Source organism: Corynebacterium sp. HMSC11D10 (assembly GCF_001806995.1).
Classification (GTDB): Bacteria; Actinomycetota; Actinomycetes; order Mycobacteriales; family Mycobacteriaceae; genus Corynebacterium; species Corynebacterium coyleae.
On record NZ_KV787053.1, the window covers coordinates 122,970 to 149,166 of the forward strand.

Annotated in this window: 26 protein-coding genes; 11 read left to right on the top strand and 15 right to left on the bottom strand. The window is 60.7% G+C overall.

Annotated features, from left to right (window positions below; translation table 11 throughout):
• Window positions 1–43 precede the first annotated feature (43 nt).
• The gene (gene secG, locus HMPREF3120_RS06260) at window positions 44–280 is read left to right on the top strand and encodes a preprotein translocase subunit SecG (RefSeq protein ID WP_070423126.1); all 237 of its coding nucleotides are present in this window, start codon (window positions 44–46) and stop codon (window positions 278–280) included.
• A 7-nt stretch (window positions 281–287) separates the two neighbouring features.
• On the opposite strand, the gene pgl is transcribed toward secG, so the two are convergent.
• The 5 genes from pgl to tkt are packed head-to-tail and all read right to left on the bottom strand — an operon-like array spanning window position 288 to window position 6,714.
• Complete coding sequence (gene pgl, locus HMPREF3120_RS06265; protein WP_070423127.1) at window positions 288–986, bottom strand: 6-phosphogluconolactonase; 699 nt, start codon at window positions 984–986, stop codon at window positions 288–290.
• Window positions 983–1,903 (bottom strand): glucose-6-phosphate dehydrogenase assembly protein OpcA, encoded by a 921-nt coding sequence (locus HMPREF3120_RS06270; RefSeq protein ID WP_070451416.1) that lies wholly within the window; start codon window positions 1,901–1,903, stop codon window positions 983–985. The genes pgl and HMPREF3120_RS06270 overlap by 4 nt, the downstream gene beginning before the upstream one ends.
• Before the next feature lie 22 nt (window positions 1,904–1,925).
• Entirely contained in the window at window positions 1,926–3,443 is a 1,518-nt protein-coding gene (zwf, locus tag HMPREF3120_RS06275; protein WP_070423129.1) for a glucose-6-phosphate dehydrogenase, read from the bottom strand.
• Between the two features lies 1 nt (window position 3,444).
• A complete protein-coding gene (gene tal, locus HMPREF3120_RS06280; RefSeq protein ID WP_070451418.1) occupies window positions 3,445–4,536 on the bottom strand; it encodes a transaldolase in 1,092 nt (363 codons plus the stop codon).
• Window positions 4,537–4,542: 6 nt separating this feature from the next.
• Window positions 4,543–6,714: a transketolase gene (tkt, locus tag HMPREF3120_RS06285; RefSeq protein WP_371441195.1), complete on the bottom strand. Its 2,172-nt coding sequence runs from the start codon at window positions 6,712–6,714 to the stop codon at window positions 4,543–4,545.
• A 155-nt stretch (window positions 6,715–6,869) separates the two neighbouring features.
• Here tkt and HMPREF3120_RS06290 point away from each other — a divergent pair, with 155 nt between their 5' ends.
• The gene (locus HMPREF3120_RS06290; protein WP_305764019.1) at window positions 6,870–7,787 is read left to right on the top strand and encodes a heme o synthase; all 918 of its coding nucleotides are present in this window, start codon (window positions 6,870–6,872) and stop codon (window positions 7,785–7,787) included.
• 10 nt (window positions 7,788–7,797) lie between these two features.
• Here the strand turns inward: HMPREF3120_RS06290 and HMPREF3120_RS06295 are convergent, their stop codons facing one another.
• From HMPREF3120_RS06295 to mptB, 5 genes are read right to left on the bottom strand one after another with little or no spacing between them, the layout of a single operon-like run.
• Entirely contained in the window at window positions 7,798–8,775 is a 978-nt protein-coding gene (locus HMPREF3120_RS06295; protein ID WP_070451422.1) for a quinone oxidoreductase family protein, read from the bottom strand.
• 1 nt (window position 8,776) lies between these two features.
• Window positions 8,777–9,730 carry a COX15/CtaA family protein gene (locus HMPREF3120_RS06300; protein ID WP_070451424.1) on the bottom strand — a complete coding sequence of 318 codons (954 nt, stop codon included), beginning with the start codon at window positions 9,728–9,730 and terminating at the stop codon, window positions 8,777–8,779.
• Between the two features lie 45 nt (window positions 9,731–9,775).
• The gene (locus HMPREF3120_RS06305) at window positions 9,776–10,564 is read right to left on the bottom strand and encodes an ABC transporter permease (protein ID WP_070451426.1); all 789 of its coding nucleotides are present in this window, start codon (window positions 10,562–10,564) and stop codon (window positions 9,776–9,778) included.
• Window positions 10,565–10,568: 4 nt separating this feature from the next.
• Entirely contained in the window at window positions 10,569–11,495 is a 927-nt protein-coding gene (locus HMPREF3120_RS06310; RefSeq protein ID WP_070451428.1) for an ABC transporter ATP-binding protein, read from the bottom strand.
• Window positions 11,496–11,501: 6 nt separating this feature from the next.
• The gene (mptB, locus tag HMPREF3120_RS06315) at window positions 11,502–13,106 is read right to left on the bottom strand and encodes a polyprenol phosphomannose-dependent alpha 1,6 mannosyltransferase MptB (protein WP_070451430.1); all 1,605 of its coding nucleotides are present in this window, start codon (window positions 13,104–13,106) and stop codon (window positions 11,502–11,504) included.
• A gap of 194 nt (window positions 13,107–13,300) precedes the next feature.
• On the opposite strand from mptB, the gene HMPREF3120_RS06320 reads away from it, so the two are divergent.
• Genes HMPREF3120_RS06320 through HMPREF3120_RS06350 form a run of 7 tightly spaced genes read left to right on the top strand, consistent with a single transcriptional unit; the run spans window position 13,301 to window position 19,429 of the window.
• The gene (locus HMPREF3120_RS06320; protein WP_070423137.1) at window positions 13,301–14,005 is read left to right on the top strand and encodes a helix-turn-helix transcriptional regulator; all 705 of its coding nucleotides are present in this window, start codon (window positions 13,301–13,303) and stop codon (window positions 14,003–14,005) included.
• Window positions 13,998–15,443: a Fe-S cluster assembly protein SufB gene (gene sufB / locus HMPREF3120_RS06325; RefSeq protein ID WP_070451432.1), complete on the top strand. Its 1,446-nt coding sequence runs from the start codon at window positions 13,998–14,000 to the stop codon at window positions 15,441–15,443. Before HMPREF3120_RS06320 ends, sufB begins: the two co-directional genes overlap by 8 nt.
• Window positions 15,444–16,607 carry a Fe-S cluster assembly protein SufD gene (gene sufD, locus HMPREF3120_RS06330; RefSeq protein WP_070451433.1) on the top strand — a complete coding sequence of 388 codons (1,164 nt, stop codon included), beginning with the start codon at window positions 15,444–15,446 and terminating at the stop codon, window positions 16,605–16,607.
• A gap of 11 nt (window positions 16,608–16,618) precedes the next feature.
• A complete protein-coding gene (sufC, locus tag HMPREF3120_RS06335; RefSeq protein ID WP_070451435.1) occupies window positions 16,619–17,374 on the top strand; it encodes a Fe-S cluster assembly ATPase SufC in 756 nt (251 codons plus the stop codon).
• Window positions 17,374–18,606, top strand: a complete 1,233-nt coding sequence (locus HMPREF3120_RS06340) for a cysteine desulfurase (RefSeq protein ID WP_070451437.1) — start codon at window positions 17,374–17,376, stop codon at window positions 18,604–18,606. Before sufC ends, HMPREF3120_RS06340 begins: the two co-directional genes overlap by 1 nt.
• Window positions 18,603–19,052 (top strand): Fe-S cluster assembly sulfur transfer protein SufU, encoded by a 450-nt coding sequence (gene sufU, locus HMPREF3120_RS06345; RefSeq protein WP_070451439.1) that lies wholly within the window; start codon window positions 18,603–18,605, stop codon window positions 19,050–19,052. The genes HMPREF3120_RS06340 and sufU overlap by 4 nt, the downstream gene beginning before the upstream one ends.
• A gap of 2 nt (window positions 19,053–19,054) precedes the next feature.
• The gene (locus HMPREF3120_RS06350) at window positions 19,055–19,429 is read left to right on the top strand and encodes a metal-sulfur cluster assembly factor (RefSeq protein ID WP_083284807.1); all 375 of its coding nucleotides are present in this window, start codon (window positions 19,055–19,057) and stop codon (window positions 19,427–19,429) included.
• Window positions 19,430–19,506: 77 nt separating this feature from the next.
• Here HMPREF3120_RS06350 and HMPREF3120_RS06355 read toward each other — a convergent pair whose 3' ends face one another.
• The gene (locus tag HMPREF3120_RS06355; RefSeq protein ID WP_070451441.1) at window positions 19,507–20,145 is read right to left on the bottom strand and encodes a hypothetical protein; all 639 of its coding nucleotides are present in this window, start codon (window positions 20,143–20,145) and stop codon (window positions 19,507–19,509) included.
• Window positions 20,146–20,321: 176 nt separating this feature from the next.
• Between HMPREF3120_RS06355 and HMPREF3120_RS06360 the strand changes: the two genes are divergently transcribed.
• Window positions 20,322–21,950 (top strand): ABC-F family ATP-binding cassette domain-containing protein, encoded by a 1,629-nt coding sequence (locus tag HMPREF3120_RS06360; protein ID WP_070451443.1) that lies wholly within the window; start codon window positions 20,322–20,324, stop codon window positions 21,948–21,950.
• A gap of 71 nt (window positions 21,951–22,021) precedes the next feature.
• Here the strand turns inward: HMPREF3120_RS06360 and HMPREF3120_RS06365 are convergent, their stop codons facing one another.
• Together HMPREF3120_RS06365 and HMPREF3120_RS06370 are read right to left on the bottom strand one after the other, a co-directional pair.
• Window positions 22,022–23,560, bottom strand: coding sequence for an HNH endonuclease signature motif containing protein (locus HMPREF3120_RS06365; RefSeq protein WP_070451445.1), 1,539 nt, complete (start codon window positions 23,558–23,560; stop codon window positions 22,022–22,024).
• Window positions 23,561–23,593: 33 nt separating this feature from the next.
• Entirely contained in the window at window positions 23,594–24,253 is a 660-nt protein-coding gene (locus HMPREF3120_RS06370) for a hypothetical protein (RefSeq protein WP_070451447.1), read from the bottom strand.
• A gap of 389 nt (window positions 24,254–24,642) precedes the next feature.
• Between HMPREF3120_RS06370 and HMPREF3120_RS06375 the strand changes: the two genes are divergently transcribed.
• Window positions 24,643–24,888: a PLDc N-terminal domain-containing protein gene (locus tag HMPREF3120_RS06375; RefSeq protein WP_083284808.1), complete on the top strand. Its 246-nt coding sequence runs from the start codon at window positions 24,643–24,645 to the stop codon at window positions 24,886–24,888.
• Here the strand turns inward: HMPREF3120_RS06375 and HMPREF3120_RS06380 are convergent.
• Entirely contained in the window at window positions 24,869–25,477 is a 609-nt protein-coding gene (locus HMPREF3120_RS06380) for a hypothetical protein (protein WP_070451449.1), read from the bottom strand. The genes HMPREF3120_RS06375 and HMPREF3120_RS06380 overlap by 20 nt on opposite strands.
• Entirely contained in the window at window positions 25,470–26,159 is a 690-nt protein-coding gene (locus HMPREF3120_RS06385) for a MerR family transcriptional regulator (protein WP_070451451.1), read from the bottom strand. Before HMPREF3120_RS06385 ends, HMPREF3120_RS06380 begins: the two co-directional genes overlap by 8 nt.
• Between the last annotated feature and the right edge of the window lie 38 nt (window positions 26,160–26,197).

Consider the following 26,197-nt stretch of genomic DNA (forward strand, 5'->3'; position numbering starts at 1 on the left):
CTCAACAGAGTTTGCACCAATGTGATTTGGAAAGGTATCGCAGATGGCTCTTGCTCTCGAGATCGTGCTGGTGATTTCGGCGATCCTCATGACCGTGTTCGTCTTGCTGCACAAAGGCAAGGGCGGCGGTCTGTCCAGCCTCTTCGGTGGCGGTGTTCAGGCGAACCTGTCCGGCTCCACCACCGTGGAGCGCAACCTGGACCGCGTGACCGTGCTGATGGCGATCATCTGGATCGCCTGCATCATCGGTCTGAATCTGATCCAGACGTTCGCGTCCTAACAGCGAATTAGTTCAACGGTCCTGCTGCATCCTCGGTGATGCGCAGGACCGTTTCTTTACGCCCAACTGCGCCGGCGACCGGCCAATCCTGAGCTGCCGTAACACCGTCACCTGCGTGGGAGGCAGCCTCGGCTTTCTCTGCGCCGGAAACGAGCAACCACACACGGTCGGCTGACTGGACCGCAGGCAGGGTCAGGGTCGCCCGCTCGGCTGGTGGCTTGGGGGAGTCAGTAACCGTGACGACCATGGCATCATGTTCGCGCACGGCGCTGGTGTGAGGGAACAGCGAGTTGATGTGACCCTCGCCGCCCATACCGAGCAAGTGGAGGTCGAAGCCATCCGGCGCAAACTCCGCTAAGGCTGCTTCATAACGCGCTACCGCGGCATCCATGGGCCCACCGTCCAACCCGTAGCCGTGGATGTTCGCTTCGGGTATGTCGACATGGTCAAGCAACGCCTCCCGGGCCTGGCCCTCGTTGGACTCGGGGTGGTCTACCGGTACGTTGCGTTCATCGCCGAAAAACACGTCTACGTTTGCCCAGTCGATCGCTTCGGTGCGCAGACGTCGCAGGAGAGCGATGCCCGCAGTTCCGCCGGTCAGTACCACTCGAGCGCGGCCGTCGCCTGAGCGCTGAGCGTCGCGGATGACGGCCGCAACGTCGGCGGCGGTGTCGTCGATAAGAGCCTCGAGATTCGGGTAAATCATGCGTGTCGTACCTTTCCTAAGCCGTTCAAAGCGTTGCCGTAGATGGCATCGGGACCGAGGTGGCGAAGTTCTTCGGCAAGACATTCGGCGTCAGTGCGCTCACCCATTGCGACGCGCGAGTCAGCCATGTCTGGTACCGAAATGCGTACCGTGTACTCACCCTCAGCAACGACTTCAACATCGCCGCCGTCAGTGTGGATGATGGTGTGGGCGATGGGGAAGCCGGAGATATGCTCATCGCAACGTGTTACCTCCACATCGAGGCTGTCAGCGAGCCAGCCGGCCGCAAGATCCACGCTGGGGTCTCCAGGAGCACCGGCGACCTCTGCACCCGTGATTGTGTGCTCAGGGAACCGGTCAAGCGCCGAAGCGAGAATTCCCCTCCAGGGAGTGATTTGAGACCACAACATATCGGAATCGCCGGGCGTATAGCCTGCCGCCAACTCCGCGAGCGATCCATCGCGGCTCGCACCACGAATGTTGGTAATGCGACGTTGCGCAATGTGTCCCAACTGATCTTCGGCGGGCCGTTTTGGAGCAGCGCCTGGCCAATATGAGACGACGGGGGTGTCGGGAAGCAGAAGGGGTGTCACCACGGCACCGAGGTGCTGCGTCAATTCCCCGCGCAGATGCATGACGACGACCTCGGAGGCGCCTGCGTTAGACGCAACCATCACTTGGGCGTCGAGACGCGATTCCTTAGCCGGGTCGCCGGAGACCAGCACGAGTACACGTGCTGGGTGCTCGAAAGAGGCGTCCCGGAGGGTGGACAAGGTGTCGTCGAGAAGCTCGCTGTCTTCATCTACCGCAACCAAAAGCGTCAGGACGCGACCGGTAGCTAGCGAATGGCTCTCGCGCACGCGTGCGAGTGACGTCTCAATCAGTTTCGTGGTGGTGTTAGGAAGATCGATGATCATACGTCGAACCCTTTCTGCTCCGTTACGGACGACGCCACGCCCGGCCCTCGCGGGCAAGCATCTCATCAGCGGACGCAGGACCCCAGGTGCCTGCCTCATAGTCTTCAGGGGCGCCATGTTCCGCCCAGTAGTCCAACACCGGATCCAGAATCTGCCAACTGCGCTCCACCTCGGCGTTGGTGGGGAACAGGCTGGACTCGTCAAGCAGCGCATCAAGGATGAGACGCTCGTACGCCTCTGGGGACTGTTCCGTGAACGCCTCCGAGTAGTGGAAATCCATGTTCACGTCCCGAAGCTCCATACCCGCACCAGGGACCTTCGAACCGAAGCGCATGAGAACACCTTCGTCGGGCTGGACGCGGATGACCACTGCGTTGTTGGTCAGCAAATCCGTCTGGCCTTCTGTAAACGGCTGGTACGGGGGTTGTTTGAAGACAAGCGCGATTTCGGTCACCCGTCGGCCTAGGCGCTTGCCGGTGCGCAGATAAAACGGCACACCAGCCCAACGTCGCGACGCGATTTCTAGCGTGCATGCTGCGTACGTCTCAGTTGTCGAATTCGGATCGAATCCGTCTTCCTCCCGCAGCCCTACGACGCGTTCAGAGCCCTGCCAACCCGCGGTGTACTGGCCACGTGCCGTCGTCTCAGAGAACGGACCGACAGCGGTGGTGGCTCGAAGCACCTTAAGCTTCTCCGCGCGCAGCTGCCGTGGCGAGAACGATGTCGGCTCCTCCATGGCAACCAACGCGAGCAGCTGAATCAGGTGGTTCTGGATAACATCGCGCGCTGCGCCGATGCCGTCGTAGTAGCTCGCCCGACCACCGAGGCCGATGTCCTCGGCCATGGTGATCTGCACATGGTCGATGTAGTGCGAGTTCCACACGGGCTCGAAGAGCTGGTTAGAAAAGCGCAGGGCCAAAATATTTTGGACGGTTTCTTTGCCCAGATAATGGTCGATGCGGAACACGGAGCGCTCGTCGAACACGGCGCCTACCACCTCGTTGAGCTGGTGTGCTGACTGCGCGTTGTGCCCAAATGGCTTCTCGATGATCACGCGCCGCCACTCGCCTTCACCTGCGTGGGCCATACCACTGCGATCAAGTTGGTGGATCACATCCGCGAAAAAATCGGGAGGTACCGACAGGTAGTACGCCCAGTTGCCAGCAGTGCCGCGTTCCGCGTCGCTGCGTTTCAACGTGGCCGCAAGGGCGTCGAAGGCGTCGTCGTCATCAAAGTTGCCCTTGACAAACTGAAGACCTTCAGCGAGGCGCTGCCACACATTCTCGTGAAAGCTAGTGCGCGCGCCCGCATCGATTGCTTCACGGACATAGGCCTGAAAATCAGCCTGTGTCCAGTCCCTCCGCCCGTAGCCGACGAGCGTGAACCCGCCGGGGAGCAGACCGCGATTCGCTAGATCATAGATCGCGGGAAGAAGCTTTTTGCGGGCCAGATCGCCGGTCACACCGAAGATAACCATGCCGGAAGGTCCGGCGATCTTGGGCAGCCGCTTGTCCTCAGGGGAACGGAGTGGGTTAGTCACATTAGGCGAGTTTAGCTGTCATCGAATCGAGCAGCTCCTGCCACGCGTCCACAAACTTCTCTACGCCTTCGCGCTCTAGCGTGGCGACGACATCCTCAACGTCAATGCCAACCTCACGCAGCGCCGCAAACACCTCGCGGGAGACAGCTTCGGTGCCGGTGAGCGTGTCGCCGTGCACACCGCCATCCGCGAGCGCCGCGTCAAGAGTCTTCTCCGGCATCGTGTTTACAGTATCCGGTCCGGCCAGCTCCGTGACGTACATCGTCGCAGGGTACTCAGGGTTCTTCACACCCGTTGACGCCCAGAGCGGACGCTGCTTGTTCGCGCCGTTAGGCAGTTCGTCGATGAGCTCCGCCTCGAACTCCTTTTGGAACAGTGCATACGCCAAGCGGGCGTTCGCAATGCCTGCCTTGCCACGAAGCGCGAGAGCCTCGTCGGTGCCGATGACCTCGAGGCGCTTGTCCACCTCGCTATCCATACGGGATACGAAGAACGATGCCACCGAATGGATAGTGCTGACATCGTGGCCGTTCGCGGCAGCCTGACGGATGCCTTCCTTGTACGCGTCGATGACCTGCTGGTAGCGCTCTACCGAGAAGATCAGCGTCACATTGACCGAAATGCCTTCAGCGAGGGCGGCGGTGACGGCCGGAAGCGACTCGTCGGTCGCGGGAATCTTGATCATCAAGTTCTCCCGGTCGACCTGGTTCCAGAGCTCCTTTGCCTGTTCGATGGTCTTTGCCTCGTCGGCTGCGTAGCGAGGATCGACTTCAATGGACACGCGACCGTCCTTGCCACCCGTTGCCTCGAACGTATCGCGGAACAGGTCGCACGCATCTTGAACGTCCTTGACGCTCATTGCGTAAACCGCTGCATCAGCAGCAGATCCAGCAGCCTTCAACTCGGCGAGTTGCTCGTCGTAGTGTGTGCCCGAGCTCATCGCCGCAGCGAAGATCGCCGGGTTAGTGGTTACGCCGACAATCGATTTCGATGCCTTCACTTCAGCAAGGTTGCCGGTAGCAATGCGTTCACGCGACAGATCATCCAGCCACGTTGACGTGCCTACGTTGTACAGATCGTCGATAGCAGTCATGCACTCCTACTTTCCGTCGCCGCGGGTTGGTTCGGACTCAGTTTCGCCGACACGCTGGCTCGTTGGCACGCTGCGGTTATCTCGCACGCATGCAAGAGTCTCGCGGGCGACGCGGACAACGTTGTCGGTGGTGAAACCAAAGCGTTCGAAGAGCTCCGCGCCCGGGGCAGAAGCACCGAAGTGCTCCAGCGACACAGCGCGGCCGAACTCGCCGAGGAAGCGGAACCACGGCATGGAGGTTGCTGCCTCGACAGACACACGGGCCTTGACCTCGCGAGGCAAAACAGCGTCGATGTAGTCTTCGTCCTGTTCCATGAACCAATCAATGGACGGCACGGAAACCACACGCGTTGCGGTGCCATCTTCCTCGAGCACCTTGGCGGCCTCAACCGCGTACTGCACCTCGGAGCCGGTCGCCATGATGATCAGGTCCGGAGTCTCCTTCGAACTCTCAACCAGGACGTAAGCGCCGCGGGCGACACCGTCGAACGCCTTCTCCTTGGTGCCCTCGAGCACCGGCAGGTTCTGGCGCGACAGGGCCAGGGCCTTCGGCTGTTCCTTCGCCTCGAGTGCCGCGATCCACGCAGCAGAAGTCTCGTTCGCATCTGCCGGACGAATCACTGCAACGTCCGGGATAGCGCGCAGCGCAGCCAGAGTCTCCACCGGCTGGTGAGTTGGGCCGTCCTCGCCAAGGCCGATCGAGTCGTGCGTAAACACGTAGTAGCCATCGATGCCGGACAGTGCGGCAACGCGGATGGCGGGGTAGAGGTATTCAGAGAAGATGAGGAAGGTGCCACCGTATACGCGAGTACCACCGTGCAAGGCAATGCCGTTCATGACAGCGCCCATCGCGTGCTCACGAATACCGAAGTGGAGGTTGCGGCCGTACGGGTTCGCCGTGAACATCTCCGTAGAGATCGACTCAGGACCGAACGACGGCTCGCCCTTAATGAGGGTGTTGTTGGAACCAGCAAGATCCGCAGAACCGCCCCAGAGCTCAGGCAGCATAGCGGCCGCAGCCTGGATCGCAGCTTCAGAAGCCTTTCGGGTAGCTAGGCCCTTGGCATCCGGTTCCCAAGTGGGGAAGTCCTTCTTCCAATCCGCAGGCAGCTCACGGGCAGTGAGGCGATCCAGCAGCGCCTTGCGTTCCGGGTTTGCCGCAGCCCAGGCGTTGAACTTCTCATCCCACTGGGCACGCTTTTCGGCTGCGCGCTCACGCAGCTTGCGGGTGTGGTTGATCACGTCGGCTTCCTCAGGGAAGTGAACGTCGGTATCGAAGCCGAGTTCAGCCTTCACCGCAGCTACCTCGTCCGCGCCGAGAGCTGCGCCGTGGATAGCACCAGTGTTCATCAGGTTCGGGGCCGGGTAGCCGATGACGGTCTTCACACGGATAATGGTCGGCTTCGTGGTCTCGGCCTTCGCCTCTGCGACGGCTGCTTCGATTGCCACGACATCCTCGCCCGACTCGACGGTCAGCGTCTGCCAACCGTAGGCCTCGTAACGCTTCATCACGTCTTCGGTGAACGCGATTTGGGTGTCGTCCTCAATGGAGATCCGGTTGTCGTCCCAGAACAAGATGAGGTTGCCCAGCTGCTGGGTACCTGCAAGCGAAGATGCCTCTGCGGTGACGCCTTCTTGGAGGCAGCCGTCGCCAGCGATGACATAGATGTAGTGATCGAACGGGGACTCGCCAGCAGGCGTCTCAGGGTCGAAGAGGCCGCGCTCTCGTCGAGAAGCCATTGCCATGCCCACAGCGGAGGCAAGGCCCTGGCCGAGTGGACCCGTAGTGATCTCCACATGGTCCGTGTGGTTGTACTCCGGGTGCCCCGGCGTCTTTGCACCCCAGGTGCGCAGATCCTTCAAGTCCTGCAGCTCGAGGCCGAAACCACCGAGGTAGAGCTGCACGTACTGGGTTAACGACGAGTGGCCGTTGGACAACACGAAGCGGTCGCGGCCAACCCAATCCTTGTCGGACGGGTCAACATTCATCACACGCTGGAACAGGGTGTAGGCGAGCGGCGCCAGGGACATCGCCGTACCCGGGTGTCCGGACCCGCAGTTCTCCACCGCGTCGGCCGCCAGCACGCGGGCGGTATCAACCGCGCGGGTGTCAGTATCGGTCCAATCCGACGGGTAGTTGCGGACAGTCATGGCTTGCAGCTCGGGTGGCAGCGTCACTTCATTCCTCGCTTAAGTTGAGTCTGATGAGGTCTCCCAAGAGCATACTGCGTGACCCTTATGGCGTGTTCGATTCGTGCCTACAGTGGGGGAACGGCTACCATCGTCCAAAGGTATGAGTGCCCTGCGCCACCTGAAGAATAAAAAGGAGAGAGTTGTTGGAGACCATTAAGGCATATTTCGCGTTGACGAAGCCGAGGGTCATTGAACTACTCCTGGTCGCCGCAATCCCGGCGATGCTCCAGGCTGACCGCGGCGACGTTCACGTTTGGCTCGTCTTCGCAACTCTCCTCGGAGGCTGGATGGGTGCCGGCGCCGCAAACACGTTCAACATGGTGGCCGACTACGACATCGACCAGAAGATGGGGCGTACGCGCGCCCGCCCGCTGGTCCGTCACAAGATCACCAAGCAAAAGGCCGCCGTCTTTGCATGGGCACTGCTGATCATCAGTGTGCTGTGGCTTGGTTTGCTCTGTAAGTCCTGGTTGGCGGCGTTCTTCATCATCTTGACCAACGCGTTCTACATCTTCGTCTACACGAAGTGGCTCAAGCGCCGCACGTGGCAAAACGTGATTTGGGGCGGCGCGGCTGGCTGCATGCCGGTGCTCGTCGGTTGGGCCGTGATCCGCGACAACGTCACCGACGGAACGCCAGACCACTGGTGGCAGGCCATCGTGATGTTCCTGATCATCTTCTTCTGGACGCCACCGCACACCTGGGCGCTAGCAATGAAGTACAGGGAAGACTACGCGCGTGCGAATGTGCCGATGCTGCCGGTGGTGGCCTCGCCAGAAGAAACCAGCCGTCAGATCGTGCTGTACTCCTGGCTGACCGTCATTGTCTCGTTTGGCCTCGTGCCGGCTGCGTCGTGGATTTACCTCGTGATTGCCGTGGTATCCGGTGTCGCATTCCTCGTCATGGCGACCAAGCTGCACAACGGCATCGTCCGTGGCGAGAAGGTCAAGCCGCTAAAGCTGTTCATCTTGTCGAACAACTACCTCGCGGCCCTGTTCCTCGGTCTGTCCTTTGACGCCGTGCTTGGCTGGGAGACTATAGGAGAACTGCTCTTCTAATCCCGCTCGATTAATCCCGCTCGATCTTGAGCACCACAGAACCTGTGGTCTTACGCGCCTGCAGATCCTCATGGGCTTTGCGGGCGTTCTTGAGCTCATACGGCGGGTGGACGCGCATCCTGACGGTGCCGTCCTCGATCGCACGGACAACTGCCTGTGCGCGCATGAGGAACCCCTCGTCTGTGGCAACGTAGTGCTTCAGCGAGGGGCGGGTGAGGAACAGTGCTCCGTGCTGGTTCAACTCTTGAATCTTGAACGGCTCCACGTCGCCCGACGCGGAACCGAAGGAGCACACGAGGCCACGCGGACCTGTGACCTCAAGGGCAAACTGGAAAGTGTTCCTGCCAACGCCGTCGTAGACCACGTTGACGCCCTTGCCACCGTTGGCTTCCTTGATTTCCTCTGCGAGAGCGGAGCCCTTGTCTCCGTATCGGAACACCTTGGTCGCTCCGGCTTTGTACGCGAGATCCTCTTTCTCGTCACTAGAAACAATCGAATAAACCGTGGTTTCGAGCGCCGCAGCCATCTGGGTCAGGATAAGGCCGACGCCACCGGCGCCAGCAGTGATGACCATGGTGTCTCCCGGCCTGGTATCTCGAACACCGTGGAGAAGGTAGTGCGAGGTCATCCCCTGTAGAAGCATGGATGCCGCAACCTCGGGCTGCACGCCTTCCGGCACTGCGACGAGACGGTTGCGGTCGACGGCAACCTTCTCTGCGTAGGACCCTGGAGCGTCGTGCCAAGCGACGAGCGTACCCGGCGCGATTTCCCCCAATGGGTCGTCGACCACTCGCCCGCAACCTTCGGTGCCGGGGATGTAGGGAGGCTCAGAGGCGTACGTTCCGGAGCGGAAGTACGTGTCTATGTAGTTGACGCCGGCATAGTCGACGTCGACAAGCAATTGCCCCTCGCCTGGAACGGGATCGGCGATCTCGGTGTATTCGAGTACCTCCGGGCCGCCATGTTTGGTAACAAGAATTGCCTTCATGTCACACTAGCGTAGGCAAACGACGCTTTCCGTGTGCGAAAAGGAATGCACTAAATGCCACGACCGTTGATGACATGCCGATGTGGACTGGGATTGTCCAGCGTGGAACACCCATCCTGAACTGGATGACGCCGATGGCCCACTGCACAAAAATCAATGCAATGAGCACCCAGACGGTTCGTTTTGCGTCTGCGGGGGCATCAGAGCGGCGCAAGATGAAAGCGACGACGAAGGTTGCGATGAGGTAGACGTACATGCAGATGGCGTGGACATAGGCGAGCATCCGGGTGTCGAGGTCGAGACGACCTTCCATGCCAACACCGGAATCACCCGAGTGTGGACCCGAGCCGGTAACCATAGTGCCGGTAACGAGGACAAAGCAGAGCGCGACGGCGGCGATGACGGTCCAGGTCTGAGCATGTGCGGGGAAGCGGCGCGTCAGCTCGGCCGCATCGGTTTCTGCGATGCGCATGTAGAGCACTGCCGCAACCCACACGAGCAGCATCGACGGCAGGAAGTGCACCGCGACGGACCACCATTGCAGGTCGAGGCGTACTGAAATGCCGCCGATGATGGCCTGGACAACAACGCCGAGGAAGGAAACCCAAGCCATCGTCTTGATTGCGTCGCTGCGCTTCGCTTTGTATACCGCAATTAGGACAAGGACTGCGGCAGCGGCGACGACGAAGGCGAGCAGGCGGTTACCAAACTCGATTGTCTGGTGAATCCAAGGTGCAGCGCCCGCAACCGGCACGAGTGAGCCCTCGTGGCACAGCGGCCAGGTGTCGCAACCGAGACCGGAACCGGTCACGCGGACAAGCGAGCCGGTGACCGTAATGCCACCTTGGCAGATGAGCAGCACCATGCTGAGAACACGCTGCAGGTGAAGCGAGGGATCTTCCCAGGCCTCTTTGAACCGGCTTTGGGACTTTGGTTGGGCAGTGGCGGTCGACAAAACTTCTCCAACTTTCGGATGAATAACGGCTTGAGTGTATCGCGGTTAGTCGTCAAAGCGGAACAGGCGCACCGCCCCGATGATCGCTAGGACAGTCCATACTGCGAGCGAGACCCAAGCCGACACGTTAAAACGCAGGTCAACAGCATCTTCCAAAGCACCGGCTAGCGCGACCGTGGGCACAGCATTCCATACACCGGCACTAGAAAGGTCCCCGGAATAGACCACCCATCCAACGATGCCCATGAACGCAATCCAGATCAGGTTTGCCAGCGCAAGGACTAGCTCGGAGCGCAACGTGCCGCCCATCAGTAGTCCCATGGCGGTAAACGCCGCCACGCCGAACAGCAGGGTAATCAGGCCGAATCCAGCGCCTGCGACCGAAACTCGCCAGCCCAGGTACAGGGCAATTGCGCCGAGGACGACGATCTGTACCAAAACGGTGGCGAGAACACCGAAGATTTTCCCGGCGACGATGGTCCATGGTGGCACGCCCGAGGCGCCCACGCGCTTGAGCGCTCCGTATCGACGATCAAACGCAAGGGCAATCGCCTGGCCCGTAAAGCCAGCCGAGGTAGCAGCAACAGCAAACACCATCGGAACGAGTGCGTTGAAGTCGGTGTCGTCGCCAAACATCGGCATGTGCGTGGCTGCGATGAGCACCGCAGCAGGGATGATGAGGTTGACGAGGAGCTGCTCGCCGTGGCGCAGCATCAGCCTTGCTTCAACGCGGCCTTGTGCCAGTGCCATCTGTGCAAGTGATGCACGTTGCGGGTTCGGCGTGAAAATACCAGGGGTAAGAGCTCGGTCGGTGGTCTGGGCTTGCGTGGTCATTGCGTTAGCTCCTCAACTCTCGTCCGGTGATATCCAAAAAGACGTCCTCAAGGTCGCGGTGCGACACCGACAAATCCCGGATCAGCACGTTTTGCTGGGCAGCACTTCGCGCAAGCGCTTCGATGACGGCCGGGGAACCGGCGCCAAGAATCCGGTAGCGCCGAGGGCTGACTGCCTCGGCGGTAATGCCGAGCGCTCGGAGTTCGTCGTTAAGCAGGTGCACATCGAGCTCACGGTCCGTGCGGACAGCAACAACCGGGTACTCCTCATGACTGGTCAACTCCGCTGGGGAGCCTTGGACGACGAGTTTGCCATGGTCAATGATCGCAACGTCGTCGGCGAGCGTTTCCGCTTCGTCCATCAAGTGGGTGGTAAGGAGCACAGTGGTGCCGTCACGCTTCATCGCCTGGATGATGTCCCATACTGCGAGGCGCGACTGGGCATCCATGCCCGCGGTGGGTTCGTCGAGGAAGATGAGTTCCGGGCGACCAATCATCGCGAGCGCGAGCGACAGTCGCTGCTGTTGGCCACCCGACAGGCGGCGGTACGTGGTCTTCGCTACGCCTTCGAGCCCGAGCAGCTCTATAAGCCAGTCCGGGTCGTGAGGATTGGTGTTGTACCGCGCAGCGAGCTGCAGGATCTCGCGAACCTTTAACGACGCATAGGATCCGCCCCCTTGCAGCATGATGCCGATGCGGTCACGGACCTTCTGCGGTTGCGTGACAGGGTCGATGCCAAGCACCCGGATAGACCCGGAGGTTGGTTTGGTAAACCCCTCGCACATCTCAATCGTCGTCGTTTTGCCGGCACCATTCGGGCCGAGCAGTGCCAAAAGTTCACCACGGCGCGCGGTAAACGTCAGTCCGTCGACAGCCCGCTTTTCGCCGTACTCCTTGACGACATTGTCGACTTCAAGAGCAAGATCACTCATGGCCGATCAGTCTAGCCCGCGGCCCCGCCAGTACCGGAAACCCAACCAGGCAACAAGCACTAACGCAGCGAACGCAACAGCAGCTGACCCGTAGATTGTCACCACAGCAAACGGCGGCAGTGCCAGCCCGCGCGGGAGCACGAGGAAGCTAAAAACCGCGCTATAAGACGCCACAATCACCCGGAAAAAGAACCGGTTCGCCCAGGCCGCTAGCGGCAAGATCGCCCAGAGCGGATACCAGGGGTGCACCACCGGGAACAGGATCACGAGCACCAGCATGGATACGCCGAGCCCGCCAACGGGGTGGATCGTGCCTTTAAACGTTGCCCACAACATTCGCACCGCGAACGCCGCCGCGACGGCGAGCCCTGCGCCACGCGTCATGACGAGTATCGCCTCGGTCTGATCGCCAAGTCCCAGCAGCATCCCAATGAATCCACTGATGACGCCGATGTCGGTGGTCAGCGAGAGCCAACTGCGTATCGACGCAGCACCGCCCTGTCCCGTCACCCACCCGAACCCGATGCCGGTACCGAGGGAGACGAGTGTGATCGTCGCTAAGAAAATAAGCGTTTGCACGGCGACTGCCCGCGCAATGGAGCGCACCGTAGAGACTCCCCTGAGGTGAAAACTGCGCGCGAGCGCCATGCCAATAAACCCCAGCGGGATGAACCCGGTCACCTTCACCAACCCCGCACAGGAGAGGAGGGCGCCCGATGCTATCAGGATGATCCAAGTACGGAAGGTTGCATCGCCAGTTCGGATCGGATCGACTGCTCTGAGCCCGAGCTCGAGGCCGACGAGGACGAAGCCGACCAGTAACGCCTCGTTGTGAATACCTCCGACCAGGTGCAGGATGGTCAGTGGGTTGAGCAGGCCGAGCCACAGCGCAGCCGAGGCGTTGACGCCACACCGTTGCGCAAGGGCACGCAACCCCCACGATGCTGCGAGCAATCCCGCGACAGAAAGCACACGGTGCAGGAAGACCCCCCAAAACACTGCATCGGCGGTAGCAATGGAAATTAACGCCGCGATGCCGAGTGCAACCGGCCCGTACGGGCTTGGAGAGTGCGCCCAAATGAACGGCACGGACCTGGCCAGTGGGTGGTCGACGCCGAGGATCTCTACTGGCCCGGCGGCGTACGGGTCAAGGCCCATGCGCACAATCGCGCCGTTAGCCAAATAAGAATAAATGTCCTGAGTGAACAGGGGCGCGGTCAACATTAATGGCAGCACCCATGCGACGAACGTGCGCTGCAGCGCCGGTGCTCCGATGCGTGGTGCGTGCCCACCTGCACCGACAAACGGCGCCATAATCAGCCATGACGCGACAAGCATGCCCACGCCGATGAGCACGATGGCGTTAGAAGCCAGCATCATTCGGCTCATGGTGGCCCCAAAGGGGAAGGCGAACCACGGATTATCGACGACTGGGAGCGCCCCGCCACCTAAACCACCTAGCGCGATGAGACACGCGCCCAGGGCTCCGAGCCAGCGCAAAATGAAAAACCGGTCCCGCTCCCGGTAAGACGGTTGTGGAATGGACGAACCACCATCAAACCCGGGCGACGGATTGTGCAGTTCCGAGGAACGCGAACCGGGCCGCCCCATGTGGGGAAACTCCGCAAGGACCGCACGACCAGGGCGCCGCAGACGCGGCAATCTCGGCGAGCGGGGAGGCTGGGCAGTCACGTCGCTAGAGCTTACTTGGTGCACGCCACGCCAAGGAGACCCGCTTCGGCGGGAATAATTACGACACACTAGTGTTGTGTAAAGGCGAGCAGAGAGCCAAGGAAAGGGGTTGCATGGTGGCAGAGAAAGACACTGCATACCGCGCGAACGGAACAACCCGTTCGCAGGTGATGTCTATCCTGCTCAAACAAGGGCCCGTTGCGGCGGCCGAAATCGGCACCGAGCTTGGACTTTCGCCCGCCGGCGTACGACGCCATCTGGACAAACTCGTTGAAGAAGGGATGGCAGAAACCTGCCCGCCGCGTGCGGTAGCAGGGGATCAGGCATCCCGCGGCCGTCCGGCAAAGCACTTCCAGCTCACCGTCAAGGGCAGGGAAGAGTTCGGTACGAGCTACGACACCATCGCACTTGAGGCCGTTGATGTGATCGAATCTATCGGCGGCGAGGAAGCGGTGCGTGAATTCGCTCGCAGGAGGGCCGAACGCATCTTCGCAGATGTCCAGACTGGTGCTGACAGTGACGACCCGGAAGCAGCAGTGCAAGCTGTTGCTGCCGCGCTCGAAGCCCACGGATACGAGCCCACCGTCAGGCGTACGCCAGCAGGTATCCAACTGTGCCAACACCACTGTCCAGTCTCCGCGGTAGCGGCTGAGCATCCAGAATTGTGCGAGGCGGAACACGAGGCCATTGCGCGCATCGTCGATACGCACGTGCAACCGTTAGCCCTTATCGTGGACGGACACGGCATCTGCACGACTAACATCCCTCTCGCCCCAAAGGCGGGAAACGAAACGAAAGGAGCGGCTGACAATGACTGAAGCGAAGCCAACGCCAGGTCTTGAAAAGCCGATGAACGACGACGAGATCATCGAGTCCATCGGCGCTTACAACTACGGCTGGCACGACTCCGACGTTGCCGGCGCATCCGCGCGACGCGGCCTCAACGAGGAAGTTGTCCGCGACATTTCCGGCATCAAGGAAGAGCCGGAATGGATGCTGAACCAGCGTCTCAAGGCGCTCGAGATCTTTGAAAAGAAGCCGATGCCGACCTGGGGCGCAGACCTCTCCGGCATCGACTTTGACAACATCAAGTACTACGTCCGCTCCACCGAGAAGCAGGCGACCTCCTGGGAAGATCTGCCGGAGGACATCAAGAACACCTACGACAAGCTGGGCATCCCCGAGGCAGAGAAGCAGCGCCTCGTTGCAGGCGTTGCAGCACAGTACGAGTCCGAGGTTGTCTACCACCAGATCCGCGAGGACCTGGAGGAAAAGGGCGTCATCTTCGTCGATACTGACACCGCGCTGCGTGAGCACGAGGACCTATTCAAGGAGTACTTCGGCTCCGTCATTCCGGCCGGCGACAACAAGTTCTCCGCGCTGAACACCGCAGTGTGGTCTGGTGGCTCCTTCATCTACGTCCCGCCGGGGGTCCACGTGGACATCCCGCTGCAGGCCTACTTCCGCATCAACACCGAGAACATGGGCCAGTTCGAGCGCACGTTGATCATTGTCGACGAGGACGCGTACGTGCACTACGTCGAGGGCTGCACCGCCCCGATCTACAAGTCGGACTCCCTGCACTCCGCGGTGGTGGAAATCATCGTGAAGAAGGGCGGCCGCTGCCGCTACACCACCATTCAGAACTGGTCGAACAACGTCTACAACCTGGTCACCAAGCGTGCCAAGGCTGAAGAGGGCGCGACCATGGAGTGGGTCGATGGCAACATCGGATCCAAGGTGACCATGAAGTACCCGGCCGTCTGGATGACCGGTGAGCACGCCCGTGGCGAGGTGCTCTCCGTCGCCTTCGCAGGTGAGGGCCAGTTCCAGGACACCGGTGCGAAGATGACGCACATGGCTCCGCACACGTCGTCGTCGATCGTGTCCAAGTCCGTCGCCCGCGGCGGTGGCCGTGCCGCATACCGTGGCTTGGTCCAGGTCAACGCCAACGCGCACGACTCCGCATCTAACGTGGAATGTGACGCGCTGTTGGTTGACAACATTTCCCGCTCGGATACATACCCATACAACGACATCCGCAACGACCGCGTCACGCTCGGCCACGAGGCGAAGGTGTCCAAGGTCTCCGAAGATCAGCTGTTCTACCTCATGTCCCGCGGCATTGCCGAGGAAGAGGCGATGGCAATGATCGTGCGCGGCTTCGTCGAGCCGATCGCCAAGGAGCTGCCAATGGAGTACGCCCTCGAGCTGAACCGTCTCATCGAGCTGCAAATGGAAGGATCGGTGGGCTAAATGGCTGAAACCGTCAAGAACGCCACCACACACAACAACAAGGGCGACCTGTACTCCTCCTTCAATGTCGAGGATTTCGAGGTCCCAGGCGGCCGCGACGAGGTCTGGCGCTTCGTCTCCCTACGTCGCCTGCGCGGCCTGCACAACGGCCAGTTCGCGCCGCAGGCTCCCGCCCAGATCACAGTTGACGCTCCGTCTGAGGTCACCGTTGAGCAAGTTGCGCTTGACGACGACCGCGTGACCGCCGCCGGAGCCCCCGTCGACCGCATCGCCGCCCAGGCGTGGACCTCCTCCGAAAACGCCACCCTGGTATCGGTGCCAGCAAACGTCGAGCTCAACGACACAATCACCATCACTGTGACCGGTGCAGGCGCAGACGTCACGACGTTTGGCACCATCGTTGTCGAGACCGGCGCAAACTCCGGCGCAACCGTGCTGGTGCGCTACGAGGGCTCCGGCACTCACGCCGACAACGTCAACTGGGTCATCGGCGAGGGCTCCCGTGTGAACGCCGTCATCGACGCCAATTGGGATCTTGATGCGGTGCACGTTGGCCAGCAGGCGATCGTCGTCAAGCGAGATGCAACCCTGCGCCACCATGTCGCCACCTTCGGCGGCGAGGTCGTGCGAATCTCCCCACGCGTGTCCTTCGAAGCACCGGGCGGCGACGCCGAACTGACCGGCGTGTACTTCGCCGACGCTGGCCAGTACATCGAAAACCGCCTGCTCGTCGATCACGGTGTACCGAACTGCCGCTCCAACGTGCTCTACAAGGGCGCCCTCCAAGGCGACAAGGCTTCCGGCTTGCCCGAGGCACGCACCTGCTGGGTCGGCGACGTGCTCATCCGCGCCGAAGCGCAAGGCACTGACACCTACGAAACCAACCGCAACCTGGTGCTTACCGACGGTGCACGCGCCGACGCGATCCCGAACCTGGAAATCGAAACCGGCGAAATCGCTGGTGCAGGCCACGCAGCAACCGTCGGCCGCTTCGACGACGACCAGCTGTTCTACCTGCGCTCCCGCGGTATCCGCGAGGAAGACGCCACCCGTCTGATCATCCGTGGCTTCTTTAACGAGGTCCTCAACCAGATCCCAATCGAGTCGGTCCGTGAAGACCTCATCGCCCGCGTCGCCGGCGAACTCGAGCGCAACGAAAACTAAAAGGAGCTTCTATGTCCACCCTCGAAATTAAGAACCTGCACGCCAACGTCCTTCCGTCCGAGGAAGGCCAGGAGCCGACGCCGATCCTCAAGGGCGTCAACCTGACCATTAAGGGCGGCGAAACCCACGCCATCATGGGCCCCAACGGCTCTGGCAAGTCCACCCTTGCCTACACCTTGGCCGGCCACCCGAAGTACGAGGTGACCGAAGGCGAGGTTCTCCTCGACGGCGAGAACATCCTGGAGATGGATATCGACGAGCGCGCACGCGCAGGCCTCTTCCTCGCCATGCAGTACCCGGTCGAGGTACCAGGCGTGTCCTCCTCGAACTTCATGCGCTCCGCTGTCACCGCAGTGCGCGGTGAGGCTCCGAAGCTGCGCGAGTGGGTTTCCGAGCTCAACGCCGCCCGCGAGGCACTCCAGATGGATGCTTCCTTCTCCGAGCGTTCCGTCAACGAAGGCTTCTCCGGTGGCGAGAAGAAGCGCCACGAGGTCATGCAGCTTTCCCTGATGAAGCCGAAGTTCGCCGTTATGGACGAGACCGACTCCGGCCTTGACGTCGACGCGCTTCGCATCGTCTCTGAGGGCATCAACCGCTACCAGGACGAAACCGGTGGTGGAGTGCTCATGATTACGCACTACAAGCGCATCCTGAACTACGTCAAGCCGGACTTCATCCACGTCTTCGCGGACGGCAAGATCGTCAAGACCGGCGATGCTTCCCTCGCTGATCAGCTAGAGGCCGAAGGCTACGAGAAGTTCATCTAATGACGCTCGACGTATCTGCAATCCGGCAAGAGTTCCCGATCCTGGGGCGCACCGTGCGCGGCGGAAAGCCGTTGGTGTACCTGGATTCGGGGGCGACGTCGCAACGCCCGCAGCGGGTGTGGGACGCTGAGCGCGACTTCGTGCTCGGCTACAACGCTCCCGTGCACCGCGGTTCATACCTTCTCGCAGAGGAGGCGACCGACGCCTACGAATCAGCCCGCGAGGCGATCGCGGCGTTCGTAGGCGCGCGTAACGACGAGATCGCGTTCACCAAAAACGCCACCGAAGCCCTGAACTTGGTTGCGTACGTCCTGGGTGACTCGCGGGCGGGCTCGCTCGCGGTCGGGCCCGAGGACACGATCGTGATCACCGAGCTTGAGCACCACGCGAACCTGGTGCCATGGCAGGAGCTCGCCCGTCGCACAGGCGCGACGTTGAAGTGGTACAAGATGACCCCGGACGGGCGCATCGACCTCGACTCGCTCGAGCTCGACAACTCCGTCAAGGTGGTCGCCTTTACCCACCAGTCAAACGTCACCGGTGCGGTTGCAGATGTCGAGGAGATGGTGCGCCGCGCAAAGGCTGTCGGGGCTCTCACCGTGCTCGACGCTTGCCAATCCGTGCCGCACATGCCGGTCGATTTCCACGCCTTGGACGTTGACTTCGCTGCCTTCTCCGGGCACAAGATGTGCGGCCCCAGTGGTGTGGGCGCGGTGTACTCCAAGCACCTCAACGAGCTGCCGCCGTTCTTGACCGGTGGATCCATGATCGAGGTCGTGCGCATGGAGGAATCCACCTTCGCTCCCGCCCCGCAGCGCTTCGAGGCGGGGACCCAAATGACCTCGCAGGTTGTCGGGCTCGGCGAGGCAGTGCGCTTCCTCACCGAGATCGGCATGGACGAGATCCAAGCCCACGAGCATGAGCTCACCGCCTACGCCTTGGAGCAGATGCAGGCGATCGACGGCCTGCGCATCGCCGGGCCGTTGACCGCAGAGAACCGAGGGGGTGCGATTGCCTTCACGGTCGAAGGTGTTCACCCCCACGACTTGGGCCAGGTGCTCGACTCTGAAGGCGTTGCGATCCGCACCGGCCACCACTGTGCGTGGCCAGCGCACCGCGGCCTCAATCTGCAGTCGACCTCGCGGGCCAGCTTCTACCTGTACAACACGCTTGACGAGGTAGACACGCTGGTGGCCTCTATTGCCAAGGCGAAGGAGTTTTTCGCACGATGAACCTCGAATCCATGTACCAGGAAGTCATCCTGGACCATTACAAAAACCCGCAGCACGCCGGGCTTCGCGAGCCTTATGAGGCGGAGGTGCACCACGTCAACCCGTCCTGCGGCGACGAGCTGACCCTGCGCGTGCACCTGTCCGAAGACGGCTCCACCGTCGAGGACGTTTCCTACGAAGCAGTGGGGTGTTCCATCTCCCAGGCTTCGACCTCAGTGATGGCCGAGGAGGTCATCGGCCTGCCGGTCGCCGAGGCAATGAAGAAGCTCGAAGCTTTCGACGAGATGATCACCTCCCGCGGCACCGTTGAAGGCGACGCGGAGATGATCGGCGACGGAGTCGCCTTCTCGGGTGTGTCGAAGTTTCCGGCCCGCGTCAAGTGCGCGCTGCTCGGCTGGAAGGCATTCCAGGCGGCAACGTCGGATGCATTGGAAGAAAAGGAGTAACTGTGACCGAATCGAACAAGCAGTCCGAGCGACCACAGCAAACCGAAGAGCAACTCAAGTTGGTCGGTGAAGTAGAGGAGTACCTCCACGATGTCATCGACCCGGAGCTGGGTATCAACGTTGTTGACCTCGGTCTGGTCTACGACCTGTGGATCGAGGAGCGCGAGGGCAAGACCGTCGCGGTGCTCAACATGACGCTCACCTCGCCGGCGTGCCCGCTCACCGACGTGATCGAGGAGCAGGCCACCTCAGCCGTGGTTTCGAACACTGCCGTCGACGAGCTCGAGCTCAACTGGGTCTGGATGCCGCCGTGGGGCCCGCAGTTCATCACGGAAGAGGGACGCGAGCAGTTGCGCGCGCTCGGGTTTGCTGTGTAGAGACCTACAAAAGTCAGAAGCTCCGCCGTACCGTAGAAAAGGTACGCGGGAGCTTCATTCTGCGTTGAGGCTATGTCTTAGAGGTCCTCAATACCGTACTCGGACTTGCCGCCGTATACGACGATGAAGGCATACTTGCCATTACGCTCAGCCACCGCGGTGCCTGCGTAGTGCCAGTGGTAGCCTCCGGGATTGAAGTACTCTTCATTGCCGGCGCGCAGCTTGTCTTCCATTTCGCTGTGGGGTTTGTCGCTCGTCTCCCAGATTGCGGCGTGGAATTCGAATGGTGCAGGCGTCCGGTAGTTTTCGATTAATCCGTTGATATTTGTGTTGCCGTTGACAGCCTCATTCGCTATTCGCTGTGCCATTGCGTCCAGCTGCGGGCTGCGCTTCATTGTACTCGGACGGGAAAACGCGCCCACTGTTGGCACTGGGTGCGCCCGGTTGTAGGTATCGACGCCCGCATTGATCGCGTTGAAGAGAGAATTTGCGGTGGTCCTCGGTCCTGCGACAGGCTTCCGGGGAGGGAGGAACTGTGCGACCAGCGGATCGAGGACCGGCTTGAGCTGCGGGAAGGTACGAATCAGCTGCTCGTAGGGGCCCCACAGATTCATGAGCGCGTTGCGGGTAGTGGCGTCAATCTGCTTCTGGATCTGTTGGAAATTCGGCGCTGCCGGCTGAGCTTCAGCAGGTGTGACAACCAGCGTGGTAGACATGGCCACGCTCAGCGCGAGCGCGGAAAGGGGGGGTCTTCTTCATGGAAACCTCTCGAAAAGGAGAACAAGACGTGCCGACGACACGTAAAGAAGATTATGAATTGATGCACAGGCTGCGTCAAGCGGTTTTACAGATTCTTTTTCGTGGTTTGACCGGGCTTGTAAGGTAGCAACCCGTGATTGTCACCAATGATCTCGAGGTCCGCGTCGGCGCGCGCACGCTTCTCGACGCACCAGGCCAGCACCTCCGCGTCCAACCCGGCGACCGCATCGGACTCGTCGGCCGCAATGGTGCCGGTAAGACAACGACGATGCGCATCCTGGCGGGGGAGACCGAACCATACGGCGGCTCGGTGACCCGGGCGGGCGAGATCGGCTACCTTCCGCAGGACTCCAAGGAAGGCGACATCGAGCAGACCGCTCGGGACCGTGTGCTTTCGGCCCGTGGGCTTGATCAGATTCAACGCTCCATGGCGAAGCAGCAGAAGATCATGGAGGAGACCGACGGGACGGAGCGCGACAAGGCGATTGCGAAGTTCTCTCGCCTGGAGGAGCGCTACCAGGCTCTTGGCGGTTACGAGGCCAACGCTGAGGCTGCGCAGATCTGTGACAATTTGGGGCTGCCGGCGCGGGTGCTTGATCAGAAGCTCAAGACGCTTTCGGGTGGCCAGCGTCGCCGCGTCGAACTGGCCCAAATCTTGTTTGCTTCCCGGCAGGGCTCGGGTAAATCGAAGACGACACTGCTTCTCGACGAGCCCACCAACCACCTCGATGCCGACTCCATCACTTGGCTGCGTAACTTCCTGTCCAAGCACGAGGGCGGGTTGATCATGATCTCGCACGACGTCGAGCTTCTCGACGCTGTCTGCAACAAGGTCTGGTTCCTCGACGCCGTCCGCGCGGAGGCCGACGTGTACAACATGGGCTTTTCCAAGTACAAGGACGCACGCGCCCTCGACGAGGCCCGGCGGCGCCGCGAGCGCGCCAACGCGGAGAAGAAGGCCTCGGCCCTGCAGAAGCAGGCCGCCAAGCTCGGTGCGAAAGCCACTAAGGCGGCCGCCGCGAAGCAGATGCTGGCGCGTGCCGAGCGCATGATGGGCGAGCTCGATGAGGTCCGCGTCGCCGACAAGGTCGCCTCCATCTCCTTCCCGGAGCCGGCGCCGTGTGGCAAGACCCCGCTCTTCGGCAAGGGGTTGACAAAGATGTACGGTTCGCTCGAAGTCTTCGCGGGCGTCGACCTTGCGGTGGACAAGGGATCCCGGGTGGTTGTCCTCGGCACGAATGGTGCGGGTAAGACCACGTTGCTCAAGCTGCTCGCCGGGGTGGAGCGCACCGACGGGGAGGGTGGCGTCGTATCCGGCCATGGGCTCAAGATCGGGTACTTCGCGCAGGAGCACGACACGATCGATGGCTCGAAGTCGGTGTGGGAAAACACGATCGAGGCTTGCCCCGACGCTGGTCAGCAGGACCTGCGTGGTCTCCTGGGTGCCTTTATGTTCTCCGGCGACAAGCTCGATCAGCCAGCAGGTACGCTCTCCGGCGGTGAAAAGACCCGTTTGGCGCTGGCGACGCTTGTATCGTCGCGCGCGAACGGGTTGCTTCTCGACGAGCCTACTAACAACCTCGACCCACAATCCCGCGAACAGGTCCTCGACGCGCTGAAAACCTATACGGGCGCGGTGGTGCTGGTCACGCACGATCCAGGGGCGGTGCGGGCGTTGGAGCCTGAGCGCGTCATCATCATGCCAGAGGGCGATGAGGACATGTGGAGTGACGAGTACATGGAGATCGTCGAGCTGGCGTAGCAATTCGCCATTGGGGCTTGGGCAGGCTAGCGCCCACCAACGTTCGAGGCAGGCGAGTTTCCGGTGGCAGCCTAAAACGGCGGGTAAGGGGATTGGTGTTTAGCCCATGATGGCGGCTCGGCAGGCTCGCGCGGTGGTGGTTTCGCTGTGGCTGTGTTCAGTCGGTGGTTTCGTTTACGGATCCGATTGACGGCTGAGTTTTCTGCCGCATCTGCATGATTGAACCTAATCTTGGTGGATCCGGGTTGCTTCACACCCACGCGGCCAGTTGCGTGGTCCCGTTCGATGTGACTCGTGTTGCCTCTGTGGTCTTTGAAGTCGTTGTTACATCGGTGATGGGTTCTACAAAGTGCGGCGAGGTTGTCGATGTTGGTATCGCCGCCCCGAAGCCACGAGGTGATGTGGTGGATCTCGGCCTGGGTCAGCGGGGCGGTGCACCCCGTCCAGGCACATACGCCCTGCACCGCGAGCAGTGTGATCCTCTGCGCCAGTGATGCAAGGCGGTTTGTGCGGTAGAGGTTCAACGGCAGTGCGGTGGCGCCATCAACGGTCAGGATGAAGTCAGCGGTACCGTCCATGCCGAGGCGGACGAGGTCGAACGCGGTGAGGTCGATGCCGGTATTGGTTTGAAACCTTGTGGTTGGGGAGGCATCGGCGATCTCGTCGAGCGTCACGGAGACGACGACAGATGCGCAGCCGCCACCCGTTGGCTTCTGGCACGTGTCGTAGTGCTTCAGCATTTTTGCGAACTGGTCGTAGGCCCGTTGTGCTGGGGACCGGTAGTCGTCGACATCCTTTGGCATGTTTGAGTTTGGCGCTAGCCCCTTATCGGTGAGCGCCTTGAACAATGCGGTGTCGCTGGCGGTTGCGTCGATGGTGATCTTGTGGGTGCCGTCGGCACGCTGCGGCCCGATATGGAGTCCGCGCTTTTCCATCCCTGCGTTCGGATTCGCCGGGTCGAGGTGTTCGCGGTTGGCTTCTTCGACCCAGCGTCGTACGGTTGCGCGGAGGTCTTTGACGGTACGGCGCGGAGCCTCCTCGAGCGCCTTAGCCTGGAGGCGAGCACGAGCACCTTTAGCAGCCTCAACGAGGCGATCCAGTTCGAGGCGGATCACGCGCTGTTTCTCGGCGTTAACGCGCTCGGCGTTTCGGCGTGCCGTTTCCTGCTCGCGGCGCGCCTGTTCGCGTGCCGCTTGCTGCGCAGCTGCTTTCGCTGCCGCCTGTGCGGCATCGTCCGACGTGGAATCTGCGTTGGAGTCGAAGAGGTCAGCATCAGCAGCGTCGTCTGCGGTCTCCTCGACGGCCGGCTCCCCGTAGTAGTCGCGGCCACGGGCGAGACGGTCGTAGGCCTCCTTGGGCTCAAGGCCAAGCTTCTTCTGTAAGTACTGGGTCGGATGTTTCGCGCCGACGGTGCGGCCAGCTTCATCGCGCTCGCAGAGGAATGCGAAGAAAGCGTCGAGGCTTGCCTTTACGTTGAAGGCTGCTTCGAAGCGTTCCATCTCTTTGTGGATGTCGTCGAAGTGCAGCGTTGCTGGGTCGTGAAAGAGGTCCTTGATTGCGAAAAGGGCATGGGAGATGGTGTCGACGTGGCGCGAAAGCTCCGTTGACATGGTTTCTCTCCCTTAACGCAATCGGAATTAGTGTTAGAACGGACCTTTAACAGTTGTAGGGCTGGAGTCAGCCCAGGATGTGTCGGCAAGAAAGTCAACTGTGATGGATTCTCGGCGTGGTTGTGTCAGCCGTTCATGTACGCGCTTCATCGAGTCTTCGTTGACGTCGACTACCATGATCAACCTGCCGGAACTATCGCTCAGGCGCAATGAATTTTCCGGCGAATCAATGGTGAGGAATGGATAGTCGCTCGGGAAGTGTGGCTTCACTACCGTCTCGTATTCGTCGCCAAGCAATGCGTCCTGGAAGGGGCGAATCTGGACGTGTGGTGGCTTCCAGTGGAATAGGTATTGCGCCAAAATCTCCGCAGTAACGGATCCTTCATCCCGGAGTGAAAGCAGATTGGTCAGGATCCTGTCTCCGCCGGCGGGGAGCAGGATATCCATGCCTGAACAGTACTCGCCGTTGCGCTTTGAGATAACCCGTATGACTTTGCGTTCAAGAAGTGGCGGTAGCTGCAAGTACATGTCCGTGTTGCTAGCGCGAGCCAATTCGTAAAGGGGCTTAACGTTTTCATGATCAAACGTGCAGCGGTCCGGCTTATAGTTGTCGATCCTGAGCGTCACTTCGCGTCGGGCGTAGTCGAGGATGAGGTAGTCTTCGCACAGCTCGTCGAGGTACGGGGTGTCCACATATTGCGTGGATAGTGGCGCTGGAAATTGGGCGAGAAGATTTGCGATGTCTCCGAGTCCCCGAGTGGGATTTCTTGTGTCGATCCTATATGCGTAAATAGATTCGAGTATGAATGCGAATCCATCCCCGTGAAGATGAAATGTTGCGCCGACAGGCTCGCATTCATTGCGTTCGGTTATGACATGTAGCAGCGGTTCTGGGAATATTATTGCGCTCCTTGGGGTATGGAAATTGTGTTACCAGCGACCGTAATCAACTAAAAGCAATTCGCACAAGTGTTTGCTCATTATATTGTGCATTAACCTCTAAATAAACGCAATATCCAAAATGGATGGGATAAGGGCAGTACACTTATCGACGATCCACCTGACCGGCTACACTCACCTCCATGGCAATTAGCAATGAGTTCATCGACACCATCAAGGACGCATGGAACAGCTTGTCCTCGGATCAGAAGACAATCGCTGGCGTCCTGGCCACAATCGATACAGCAGGCAAAGCCTTTGCGCTTCGCGACCTCGCTCGGACCAATTCCAAGAGGATTCGTGGCCCGAAGTGGCTGTGGACTCCGATTATCGGTGCGGTGAACACGTTGGGCTGGGTCGGCTACTTCATCATTGGGAAGAAGCGCTAGGTCCCACGGCAGAGGATCCGCGGTAAAAGCGGATCTTGCTGATGTTTTGGGGGTCGGGCCGCTGCCAGGGATAGCGGTCGGGGTAGGCCCGTACCTCTTCGCTCAGGCGCATGAGTGTGTCTGTTCCAGCAGGACCGCCCAGAGTAAGCACTCCGTCGACGATCTCGACCGCCGATGAGTAAGAAGGTTCGTCCGACATGCTTTGCACCGAAGCCGTTGGGAATTCCGCGAAGAGTGTCCGGCCGCGCCTGAAAACGAAGACGTTCTCGTCGTAATAGCTAGGACGAATTCGCTCCGCGGCGATCAAGCCCCACACGTACACCACTGCCCACAGCGACACCAGCAACGCGGCAATACGAAGGGCCCCTGCAGGCAGTACAAGGTGGACAACGACTGTCTCGACGGCAAGCACCGCTGTGACCATCCCAAGCAATTGCAATCGACCAGGTTGATGGGGCAGCGCCGTAGCCTCTTCGGGGATGAGTGTCTCCCGGCGGATCCAACGCAAGAGATCTCGGTATAGACCGAGTTCATACTTGGCCAGGCGGAAGCCGGGGTGTTTTCGGAACAAGCGGAGGAAGCTACGCAAGGGGATCACCTGCCAGCACTTGAAGCACTAATCCCTGTGCGCCCTTCGTAGGTACATCCGACGACGCAAGTGGCACGTCTCCGGGGCTGAGGGTGGGGAAAATGTCTCGCATCAGTCCGGCTTGCGCCAGCGGGCGCAGCCTATCGACGATTACTTCGACGGAAGGGTCTCCAGGCCGCAATTCACCGAGTTTTAGCCAGAGGTCCGCAGCCTTTCGAGCTGCGGCGAGACAGCTGGGATCTTGAAGATTCTTCCGGAGCTGCTCCCAAGTGTCCGGCGTAGCAACGCCGGTAAGGGCCATGAGATCCCATGAATCCAGTTCGATCCGCAAAAGTGACGAATCATCGATTAAGGAGCCGAGCGAAAAACGGATGTCGTCCGGGGTCCCATGTGGCGATATAGACAGAGCGAGAAGGCGCCGTTTCTGGCGCTGGAGCTGTGCAATGCGCTCGTCGAGAAGTGCGAGCGATTCCTCAACAGCCTTCGGGCTTCGGACTTCGGAAACGGGAACTCCGGCGTCGATAAGTGCTCTCGCACGAAGGACCGCCGCGAGATCGGATACGGAATAGTTGCGGTAGTTACCACTGGTCCGAGCAGGTTCGGGAACTGCGCCACTCGTATGCAGGTGACGCACGGCCCGCACGGAGCAGCCTGCGACTGCAGCGACTTCTGAAATCTTCACACGACCATTCTCAACCCTGACACTGTGTCAGGGTCAAG

What these genes read in the sequence shown, in the direction of transcription:
- secG (WP_070423126.1), top strand. Translation starts at nt 44, where the DNA reads ATGGCTCTTGCTCTCGAGATCGTGCTGGTGATTTCGGCGATCCTCATG.
- pgl (WP_070423127.1), bottom strand. Translation starts at nt 986, where the DNA reads ATGATTTACCCGAATCTCGAGGCTCTTATCGACGACACCGCCGCCGAC.
- HMPREF3120_RS06270 (WP_070451416.1), bottom strand. Translation starts at nt 1,903, where the DNA reads ATGATCATCGATCTTCCTAACACCACCACGAAACTGATTGAGACGTCA.
- tal (WP_070451418.1), bottom strand. Translation starts at nt 4,536, where the DNA reads ATGACTGCTATCGACGATCTGTACAACGTAGGCACGTCAACGTGGCTG.
- HMPREF3120_RS06295 (WP_070451422.1), bottom strand. Translation starts at nt 8,775, where the DNA reads ATGAAGGCAATTCTTGTTACCAAACATGGCGGCCCGGAGGTACTCGAA.
- HMPREF3120_RS06305 (WP_070451426.1), bottom strand. Translation starts at nt 10,564, where the DNA reads ATGACCACGCAAGCCCAGACCACCGACCGAGCTCTTACCCCTGGTATT.
- HMPREF3120_RS06310 (WP_070451428.1), bottom strand. Translation starts at nt 11,495, where the DNA reads ATGAGTGATCTTGCTCTTGAAGTCGACAATGTCGTCAAGGAGTACGGC.
- mptB (WP_070451430.1), bottom strand. Translation starts at nt 13,106, where the DNA reads ATGGGGCGGCCCGGTTCGCGTTCCTCGGAACTGCACAATCCGTCGCCC.
- HMPREF3120_RS06320 (WP_070423137.1), top strand. Translation starts at nt 13,301, where the DNA reads ATGGTGGCAGAGAAAGACACTGCATACCGCGCGAACGGAACAACCCGT.
- sufB (WP_070451432.1), top strand. Translation starts at nt 13,998, where the DNA reads ATGACTGAAGCGAAGCCAACGCCAGGTCTTGAAAAGCCGATGAACGAC.
- sufD (WP_070451433.1), top strand. Translation starts at nt 15,444, where the DNA reads ATGGCTGAAACCGTCAAGAACGCCACCACACACAACAACAAGGGCGAC.
- sufC (WP_070451435.1), top strand. Translation starts at nt 16,619, where the DNA reads ATGTCCACCCTCGAAATTAAGAACCTGCACGCCAACGTCCTTCCGTCC.
- HMPREF3120_RS06340 (WP_070451437.1), top strand. Translation starts at nt 17,374, where the DNA reads ATGACGCTCGACGTATCTGCAATCCGGCAAGAGTTCCCGATCCTGGGG.
- sufU (WP_070451439.1), top strand. Translation starts at nt 18,603, where the DNA reads ATGAACCTCGAATCCATGTACCAGGAAGTCATCCTGGACCATTACAAA.
- HMPREF3120_RS06355 (WP_070451441.1), bottom strand. Translation starts at nt 20,145, where the DNA reads ATGTCTACCACGCTGGTTGTCACACCTGCTGAAGCTCAGCCGGCAGCG.
- HMPREF3120_RS06365 (WP_070451445.1), bottom strand. Translation starts at nt 23,560, where the DNA reads ATGTCAACGGAGCTTTCGCGCCACGTCGACACCATCTCCCATGCCCTT.
- HMPREF3120_RS06375 (WP_083284808.1), top strand. Translation starts at nt 24,643, where the DNA reads ATGGCAATTAGCAATGAGTTCATCGACACCATCAAGGACGCATGGAAC.